Annotated in this window: 9 protein-coding genes; 8 read left to right on the forward strand and 1 reads right to left on the reverse strand. The window is 67.6% G+C overall.

Annotation, left to right across the window (positions count from 1 at the left end):
• Positions 1-136: 136 nt before the first annotated feature.
• Positions 137-1,237 carry an AGE family epimerase/isomerase gene (locus tag Q7J26_RS14850; RefSeq protein ID WP_304937165.1) on the reverse strand — a complete coding sequence of 367 codons (1,101 nt, stop codon included), beginning with the start codon at positions 1,235-1,237 and terminating at the stop codon, positions 137-139.
• Between the two features lie 160 nt (positions 1,238-1,397).
• Between Q7J26_RS14850 and Q7J26_RS14855 the strand changes: the two genes are divergently transcribed.
• The 8 genes from Q7J26_RS14855 to Q7J26_RS14890 form a co-directional block, all read left to right on the forward strand.
• Positions 1,398-2,561, forward strand: coding sequence for a DegT/DnrJ/EryC1/StrS aminotransferase family protein (locus Q7J26_RS14855; protein ID WP_304937166.1), 1,164 nt, complete (start codon positions 1,398-1,400; stop codon positions 2,559-2,561).
• Positions 2,561-3,493, forward strand: a complete 933-nt coding sequence (locus tag Q7J26_RS14860; RefSeq protein ID WP_304937167.1) for a Gfo/Idh/MocA family protein — start codon at positions 2,561-2,563, stop codon at positions 3,491-3,493. Before Q7J26_RS14855 ends, Q7J26_RS14860 begins: the two co-directional genes overlap by 1 nt.
• A 39-nt stretch (positions 3,494-3,532) precedes the next feature.
• Positions 3,533-4,042: a hypothetical protein gene (locus Q7J26_RS14865; RefSeq protein WP_183196902.1), complete on the forward strand. Its 510-nt coding sequence runs from the start codon at positions 3,533-3,535 to the stop codon at positions 4,040-4,042.
• A gap of 90 nt (positions 4,043-4,132) precedes the next feature.
• Positions 4,133-4,810 carry a DUF2459 domain-containing protein gene (locus tag Q7J26_RS14870; RefSeq protein WP_304937168.1) on the forward strand — a complete coding sequence of 226 codons (678 nt, stop codon included), beginning with the start codon at positions 4,133-4,135 and terminating at the stop codon, positions 4,808-4,810.
• Between the two features lie 65 nt (positions 4,811-4,875).
• Positions 4,876-5,346, forward strand: coding sequence for a 30S ribosome-binding factor RbfA (rbfA, locus tag Q7J26_RS14875; protein WP_304937169.1), 471 nt, complete (start codon positions 4,876-4,878; stop codon positions 5,344-5,346).
• A gap of 82 nt (positions 5,347-5,428) precedes the next feature.
• The gene (truB, locus tag Q7J26_RS14880; RefSeq protein WP_304937170.1) at positions 5,429-6,358 is read left to right on the forward strand and encodes a tRNA pseudouridine(55) synthase TruB; all 930 of its coding nucleotides are present in this window, start codon (positions 5,429-5,431) and stop codon (positions 6,356-6,358) included.
• A gap of 80 nt (positions 6,359-6,438) precedes the next feature.
• Positions 6,439-6,708 (forward strand): 30S ribosomal protein S15, encoded by a 270-nt coding sequence (rpsO, locus tag Q7J26_RS14885; RefSeq protein ID WP_008261985.1) that lies wholly within the window; start codon positions 6,439-6,441, stop codon positions 6,706-6,708.
• Positions 6,709-6,971: 263 nt separating this feature from the next.
• The coding region (locus tag Q7J26_RS14890) for a polyribonucleotide nucleotidyltransferase (protein ID WP_304937171.1) at positions 6,972-8,147 on the forward strand (1,176 nt) is incomplete at its 3' end.

Raw genomic sequence — 8,147 nt, forward strand, 5'->3', positions numbered from 1 at the left:
AGATAGCCCAGCCGATTCAGCCGCCGCACCGCCGCCGTCGCGCCGGGGATCAGCTTCAGATGTTCGGGCCGGTGCGGATAGCCGGAATCCTCGATCAGGACCCCGTCACGATCCAGAAAGACGGCGGGCAGGCCGGTCATGCGTCATGTCTCAGCAGTTCGGAAAAGGCGGTCATCAGGTGATACAGGCTGGAGGCGGGCACAGCCTTGTCCATCGACGTCCCGTCGGCCTCATAACTGTCGATCCACAGGCCCGGAACCGCAGTCGCCAGATGGGTGGCCAAGGTCGCCTCGATCAGGTCTGCGGCGGCGGTTTCCCCGAAGGTCAGAGCGGTGCGGACAGCCTCGGTCTGAGCCCACAGACGACGCCCGGCGTTGATCGGCGCCCCGGCGGCGTCCATCTCGCGGATCATGAAACCTCCCTTCAGCCCCTGGGCGACGGCGCGGCGATGCAGGGCCTCCGCCGCCTGATCCATGCCTGGGCCGGCGTAGAGACCGGCGATTTCAGCCTGGCGCAACAGCCAGGCCCATTCCTCGAAATGGCCGGGTTCGACGATGTGCCCGACAGCCGGATCCGGTCGCCAATCCTCGGTAAAATATTCGCGGATCGCGCCGTCGATCAGGAAACGGTCGCGACACAGGTCCAGCGACATGCGCGCCGCCGTCTCGAAGACCGGGTCGGGCGCCGTCGCCTGCCAGGCCAGCACGGCCTCCAGCAGATGCATGTGCGGGTTCTGGCGACGCGGCAGGCGGGGCGGCAAGGCCTCCTGCCAGCCGCCGTGCGGGGCCGCCATCAGCGCATTGATCGCCCCCAGGGTCTCCAGCGCCAGGGGCCGGGCCCGGTCTTCGCCCAGCACCCGATGCGCAGCCGCCAGGGCGAAGAGCACGAAGGCCAGATCATACAGGTCCGGCGTCTCGTCCACGACCACGCCTGCATCGTCGGTCGCGGCGACCCACAGGCCGTCGTCGCGGCGACAGGCGGCGATCATCCGGTCCAGACCGGCCTGGGCCACCGCCCGCCCCGGCGCCCAGCCCAGGGCGGCGGCCTCGCAGAAGACATAGATCTGGCGCGCCTGGACCCGGGTGCGGCGGCGCAGTCCGGTCCGCGCCCGGCCTTCGAAATCCAGCTGTTCGAAGAACCGCCCCTGGCCGTCCACGCCCTGTTCGGCCCACAGCGGCAGGGCCTGGTGGAACAACCAGTTGGAGACCTTGGTCTGGGCGGCGGCGAGGGCGGACATGGCGTCGGCTTAGAACATCATCGTTGCAATGGGCAACGCGAAGTGACGCCGCACGGTTTGGTCTCCGCGTTCGATCTTGCTAGGACGGCGGCCATCCTCGCGGCCCGACGTCGGTCCGCCGCCCCCGATCCCCCCCGGATCCTCGTGGAGAGCGCGCCTCATGATCCCCTTCATCGACCTTCAGGCCCAACGCCTGCGTCTCGCCGGCAAGATCGAGGCCGCCGTTCAGGAAGCCGTCGTCGGCGGCGCCTGGGTCATGGGGCCTCAGGTTCGCCAGTTCGAGGCCGACCTGGCCGCCTTCGGTCAGGCCAAGCACGCCCTGGGCTGCGCCAACGGCACCGACGCCCTGGCCCTGCCGCTGATGGCCTGGGGCATCGGGCGCGGCGACGCGGTCTTCGTCCCCAGCTTCACCTTCGCCGCCACCGCCGAGGTCGTGCCCTGGTTCGACGCCGAGCCGGTCTTCGTCGATGTGGACGCCGACACCTACAATATGGACCCCGCCGCGCTGGAGCGCGCCATCGAAGGGATCAAGGCCGAGGGCCGCCTGACCCCGCGCGTGGTCATCGCCGTGGACCTGTTCGGCCAGCCCGCCGACTATCCGGCCATCAAGGCTGTCTGCGACAAGCACGGGCTGAAGCTGATCGCGGATTCGGCCCAGGGCTTCGGCTGCACCATCGCCGGCGACCATCCGCTGAAATGGGCCGACATCACCACCACCAGCTTCTTCCCGGCCAAGCCCCTGGGTTGCTACGGCGACGGCGGGGCGGTGCTGACCGATGACGACGAACTGGCCCAGCTGATCGATTCCGTCCGCGTCCACGGCAAGGCCGTGGCGGTGGACCTCAAGGACCGCACCTTCGACCACGATCCCAAATATCTGAACATGCGCATCGGCCTGAACAGCCGTCTGGACACCATCCAGGCGGCCGTCCTGATCGAAAAGCTGAAGGTGTTCGGTGAAGAGATCACGTGGCGCAACCGGATCGCCGCCCGCTACAATGAAGGCCTGCGCCCCCACGTCGCCAAGGTCCCCGACGTCCCGGCGGGCAATATCTCCAACTGGGCGCAATATACGGTCCAACACCCCGACCGCGACGGCCTGATCGCCCATCTCAAGGCGCACGATGTGCCGACCGCCGTCTATTATCCGATCCCGCTGCACCTGCAGCCGGCCTATGAGCATTTCCCGCGCGGCGCCGGCGGCCTGCCGGTAACGGAACGCCTGATGGACGTGGTCTTCAGCCTGCCGATGCACGCCGACCTGGACGAGGCGACCCAGGACAAGGTCATCGCCGCCGTCGCCAGCTACAAGGGCCAAGCCTGATGCCGAATACTCCCGCCCTCAAGTTCGGCGTCGCCGGCGTCGGCGTCATGGGGCGCAACCATGCGCGCGTCGCCTCCGAGATGCGCGAGTTCGACCTGACTACCGTCTTCGACCCCGACGCCGTCACGGCCGATGGCGTGGCCGCCGCCTATGAGGCGACGCCGGTCACCACGGCACAGGCCTTTGTCGACGCCGGCCTGGACGCCGCCGTGGTCGCCACGCCCAACCGCTTCCACGCCGAGATCGGCGTCGCTCTGCTGGAAAAGGGCGTCCACGTCCTGGTCGAAAAGCCGATCGCCGCCACGGTCGCCGACGCCCAGCGGATGATCGACGCCGCCAAGGCCAACGACCGCGTCCTGATGGTGGGCCAGGTCGAACGCTTCAATCCGGCGGTGGACACGGTCAAGCGCGCCGTCGCCGACGACGAGATCATCTCGATCCAGATCACCCGCGTCGGCCCCTTTCCGCCCCGGATGGGCGAGGTGGGCGTGGTCATCGACCTGGCGGTCCACGACATCGACATCATCCGCCATCTGACCGGATCCGAGATCGTCGAGGTCCAGCCGCAACTGGCCCGCACCCGCGCCGAGCGCGAGGATACGGCCCTGCTGCAGTTCCGGCTCGACAATGGCGTGATCGCCCACATCACCACCAACTGGGTCACCCCCTACAAGACCCGCACCCTGCAGGTCGCCACCAAGACCAAATTCATCGTCGCCGACCTGATCACCCGCCAGGTGACGGAGTATTTCGGGCAGCAGCCCGACGGCTCCTATTCGACCCGCATGCTGAACAGCTGGCCGGCCGAACCGCTTCGGAAGGAACTGGAGGCCTTCGCCCGCGCCATCAACACCGGCGAGACCCCGGCGGTGACGGGTGAGGACGGTCTGCGCAACCTCGAAGTCGCCCTGCGCTGTCTGGGCGAGGCCTAAGGCCCCGCTCCCGCCGCAAAGCCTGACGAAGGAAGAGACATGCGCTCCATTCTCGTTCCCGTCGCCGCCGCTGTTGTCGCCGTGTCCGCCGCCGCCCCGGCCCATGCCGACACCCGCTATCTGTCCTATAACGCCTCGGATCGGATCACCCAGGCCCTGACCAAGGGGATCACCCTGCAGGTCAGGCGCGGCCTGTTCGGGGCGGTCAGCGCCGAGCGGCTGTTCTCGACCACGGCGCGCGGGTCGGCCGACTTCACCCGGGGCGGCCCGAACGAGGCGCGGCGCGTCCTGCCCGAGGGGGCGAACGAGACGGATATCTATGCGATCGACCAGACCGGCGACGGCCGCGGTCTGGCGCGCGCCCTGTGTCCCGGCGCGAACGACGTCTGGGTGGTGATGAGCCGCATACGCGCGCCCCGCCCCCTGACAATGCAGGCGGTCGGCCGCTGGGCCGACGGGACCTACCGCCATTGCGTGACCTTGAGCTACGACTGGCGCGGCGAATGGCAGACGGCGCCGGTTTCGCCGTTTGCGGACACCGATTCCTAGATCCAACCCCTTCCGCCGACGGCGCGCCCTTTCGCCCGCCACGCTTGGTCGTTTATCCTGAAGCCTGAATAGGCGTTCGGAGAGACGGCGATGCGATGGGCCCTGCCCCTGGCGGTTTTGATCGGCGTCGTCGCCGCCCTTCTGACCTGGACCAGACCGGGCGCGTCTGTCCCCTCCGCCGCCGACGCGCCGGTCGCGGTCTATCTGCTCGACAACGGCTTCCACACCGATCTGGCCGTGCCCCGTGCGGCGCTAGAACGACGCGGCGGGCCGCTTGGACAGGCCGTCGCGGCCCTGGCGCCCGGCGACTGGGTCCTGATCGGCTGGGGCGACGCCATCTTCTATGTCGATCAAAGCCCCATCTCTGACCGCCTGCCCGACGGCGCACGCGCCTTCTTCCGGCCCGGCAATCCCTCCGTCATCATGCTGGACCCGGAGCGCCAGGATCCACGCGACCGCTACGCCGCTGACCGACGCGCGGCCCTGCGCCTCCCGCCCGCCGCCTTCGACCGGATGGCGAGGCGGATCGAGTCCTCGCTCGACCTCTCGGACGGCGCGCCGCGTGTCGCGGCCGCTCGTCCCGGCGACGACGCCCGCTTCTTCGCCAGCCGGGAGACCTTTTCGATCCTGCACCTGTGCAACCACTGGACGGCCGGCGTGCTGAACGCCGGCGGGGTGACGATCCGCCCCGCGAAGTCGGTGTTTTCAGGCGAGGTGATGCGCTCCGTAAAAGCGGTGGAACTGGACAGGGCGGCTCCACACGCCTAGACCGCCCGACTTTCGCTTATCCGGCCGGGTCCGAGCCCCGGCGGGCGAACAAGAAGGAGCGGCCGATGGCCCAGAAACAACATACCCGCAATTCCGGCGGCGCCGGTCGCTCTGGAACAGGGCCCAGCCAGCGCCAACTGCGCGCTGGCGAACTGATCCGCCACGCCCTGGTCGATATCCTGCGTGAAGAAGACATCCGCGACGAGGCCCTGGCCGACGTTTCCGTCACCGTGACCGAGGTTCGCCTGTCGCCGGACCTGACACACGCCACCTGTTTCGTCAAACCCCTGGGCGCCGGCGTCGAAGCCGCCGCGACCACCGGCCACGAGAGCGAGATCATCAAGGCGCTGAACGTCCACGCCAAATTCCTGCGCGGCCAGCTGGGCCGCCGCCTGGACATGAAGTTCACCCCCGACCTGCGCTTCCTCCACGACGAAAGCTTCGACACCGCCGGCCATATCGACCGTCTGTTCGACGACCCCCGCGTCCGCGCCGACCTCGAACGCCGCGACGACGAGAGCGAGAGCGACGCATAATGACCCGGCCTCAAGTAGCGCGAAGCGCGGTAGGCCCAGCATCGTGGCCTCAAGCAGCGCGAAGCGCGATAGGCCCAGCATAATGGCCCGCAAGAAGAAGGGCGACGTCGTCGACGGCTGGGTCTGCCTGGACAAGCCGTTCGAGATGGGATCGACCGAAGCGGTCAGCCGCATCCGCCGCCTGTTCAACGCCCAGAAGGCCGGTCACGCCGGAACCCTGGACCCGCTCGCCAGCGGCATCCTGCCCATCGCGTTGGGCGAGGCGACCAAGACCGTGCCGATGATGATGGAGGCGCAGAAGGTCTATCGCTTCACCATCAACTGGGGCGTCTCGACCGACAGCGTGGACCGCGAGGGCGAGATTATCGGCCGCTCCGACGTGCGCCCCTCGGTCGATGCGGTGAAGGCCGCCCTGCCCGCCTTCGTCGGCGAGATCGACCAAACCCCGCCCCGCTTCTCGGCCATCAAGGTGGACGGCGCCCGCGCCTATGACCTGGCCCGCGACGGGGTCGAGTTCGAGCTTCAGGCCCGCCGCGTCACCATCCATTCGGCCGAAGTTTCTGACGCGCCGGACGCGGATCATGTCGAACTGACCATCCGCACCGGCAAGGGCGTCTATGTGCGGTCGCTGGCGCGCGATCTGGCGGCCGTCCTGGGCGCCGAGGGGCATGTTTCGGCCCTGCGGCGCGAGCGGGTGGGACCGTTTCATACCGAAAACGCCGTGACGCTGGATTTTCTCGAGGATTTGGTGCATAGGGGCGCCGCCTCGGAAGGCTTGCTTCCCGTTGCGACCGCCCTGGACGACATCCCGGAGCTGGCCGTGACGGATCAGGACGCCTTCTCGCTTCGGCAGGGACGCCCGATCGTTCTGCTCCCCCGTCAGGTGGAAACCCTCAAGGATCGCCTTTCCGGCGGTTCGCGAACGGTTTCAGCCTTTCAGGGCCAGACCCTCGTCGCACTCTGTCAGTTGCGGGCCGGCCGGTTAGAACCCGACCGCGTTTTCAACCTCTAGGCCCGCGCCATCCGGCAAGGGCCGAGATCCCAAGGCCTCAAGTAGCGCGAAGCGCGATAGGCCAAGAAAGGACTCTTACGATGTCGGTTACTGCTGAACGCAAGCACGAGATCATCGCCGATAACGCCCGCACCGCTGGCGACACCGGCTCGGCCGAGGTTCAGGTCGCGATCCTGTCGGAACGCATCTCCAACCTGACCGAACACTTCAAGACCCACAAGAAGGACAACCACTCGCGTCGTGGCCTTCTGAAGATGGTGTCGCAACGTCGCCGCCTGCTCGACCACCTGAACAAGGTCGACGCCGGTCGCTACCAGGCGCTCATCGCGAAACTGGGCCTGCGCCGCTAAGGCGTCGGATCAGTGTAAGACTGTATTTCGAGGCGCGGGCGGTCACGTCCGCGCCTCGTTGTGCGATTAGAACCAACCTCTTAGACACGACCTGGGTGCCGCAGGACTTTTACGGCGCAGACGCGAGGGCCATGCCGGTCCTCTACCGGGTCTTCCGCGATGGCGCGGCGACCCCTGGATCGAAGGACTGAACGCCCGACGCATCCACCCCCAATGATGGGACCCCGCACGGAATACGCCGTCCGGGATACGAAAGACGAAATATGTTCGATATCAAACGCAAGACGATCGAGTGGGCCGGCCGCCCGCTGACCCTGGAAACGGGCCGCATCGCCCGCCAGGCCGACGGCGCCGTGCTGGCGACCTACGGAGAGACCGTGGTTCTGGCCACCGTCGTCTATGGCCGCTCGCCCAAGCCGGGCCTGGATTTCTTCCCCCTGACCGTCAACTATCAGGAAAAGACCTTCGCCGCCGGCAAGATCCCGGGCGGCTACTTCACGCGTGAAGGCCGTCCGACCGAGAAGGAAACCCTGGTTTCCCGCCTGATCGACCGTCCGATCCGCCCGCTGTTCGTCAAGGGCTTCAAGAACGAGACCCAGGTCGTCGTCACCGTGCTGCAGCACGATCTGGAAAATGATCCGGACATCGTCGGCCTGGTCGCCGCCTCGGCCGCCCTGACCATTTCGGGCGTGCCCTTCATGGGCCCCATCGGCGCCGCGCGCGTCGGCCTGATCGACGGCGAGCTGGTTCTGAACCCGCACATCGACCTGATCGCGACCTCGGACCTGGACCTGGTGGTCGCCGGCACCCAGGACGCCCTGATGATGGTCGAATCCGAAGCCAAGGAGCTGTCGGAAGAGAAGATGCTCGAAGCCCTGATGTTCGCGCACGCGGGCATGCAGCCGGTGATCGAGGCCATCATCGAACTGGCCGAACACGCCGCCAAGGAGCCGTTCGACTTCCAGGGTGAAGACCACTCGGACGTCGTCGCCTCGATCAAGTCGCTGGTCGGCGAGGACATCAAGGTCGCCTACACCCACCCCGGCAAGTACGACCGTCGCTCGGGCGTCGACGCGGCCAAGAAGACCGCCGCCGCCAAGCTGGTGAAGACCGACGAAAACCCCGAGGGCGTCGACAGCTCCAAGTTCTCGGCCGCCTTCAAGGAATGCGAAGCCGAGGTCCTGCGCCGCGACATCATCGAGAACGCCCACCGCGTCGACGGCCGCGCCCTCGACAAGGTCCGCGCCATCGTGTCGGAAGTCGGCGTCCTGCCGCGCACCCACGGTTCGGCCCTGTTCACGCGTGGGGAAACCCAGGCCCTGGTCGTCGCCACGCTCGGCACCGGCGAGGACGAACAGTACATCGACAGCCTGCAGGGCACCTTCAAGGAAAGCTTCCTGCTGCACTACAACTGCCCCCCCTATTCGGTGGGTGAAGCC

This window comes from Brevundimonas sp., assembly GCF_030656255.1.
Classification (GTDB): Bacteria; Pseudomonadota; Alphaproteobacteria; order Caulobacterales; family Caulobacteraceae; genus Brevundimonas.

Coding starts and splice junctions, on each gene's coding strand:
- Q7J26_RS14850 (WP_304937165.1), bottom strand. CDS start 1,237: ATGTCCGCCCTCGCCGCCGCCCAGACCAAGGTCTCCAACTGGTTGTTC.
- Q7J26_RS14855 (WP_304937166.1), top strand. CDS start 1,398: ATGATCCCCTTCATCGACCTTCAGGCCCAACGCCTGCGTCTCGCCGGC.
- Q7J26_RS14860 (WP_304937167.1), top strand. CDS start 2,561: ATGCCGAATACTCCCGCCCTCAAGTTCGGCGTCGCCGGCGTCGGCGTC.
- Q7J26_RS14865 (WP_183196902.1), top strand. CDS start 3,533: ATGCGCTCCATTCTCGTTCCCGTCGCCGCCGCTGTTGTCGCCGTGTCC.
- Q7J26_RS14870 (WP_304937168.1), top strand. CDS start 4,133: ATGCGATGGGCCCTGCCCCTGGCGGTTTTGATCGGCGTCGTCGCCGCC.
- rbfA (WP_304937169.1), top strand. CDS start 4,876: ATGGCCCAGAAACAACATACCCGCAATTCCGGCGGCGCCGGTCGCTCT.
- truB (WP_304937170.1), top strand. CDS start 5,429: ATGGCCCGCAAGAAGAAGGGCGACGTCGTCGACGGCTGGGTCTGCCTG.
- rpsO (WP_008261985.1), top strand. CDS start 6,439: ATGTCGGTTACTGCTGAACGCAAGCACGAGATCATCGCCGATAACGCC.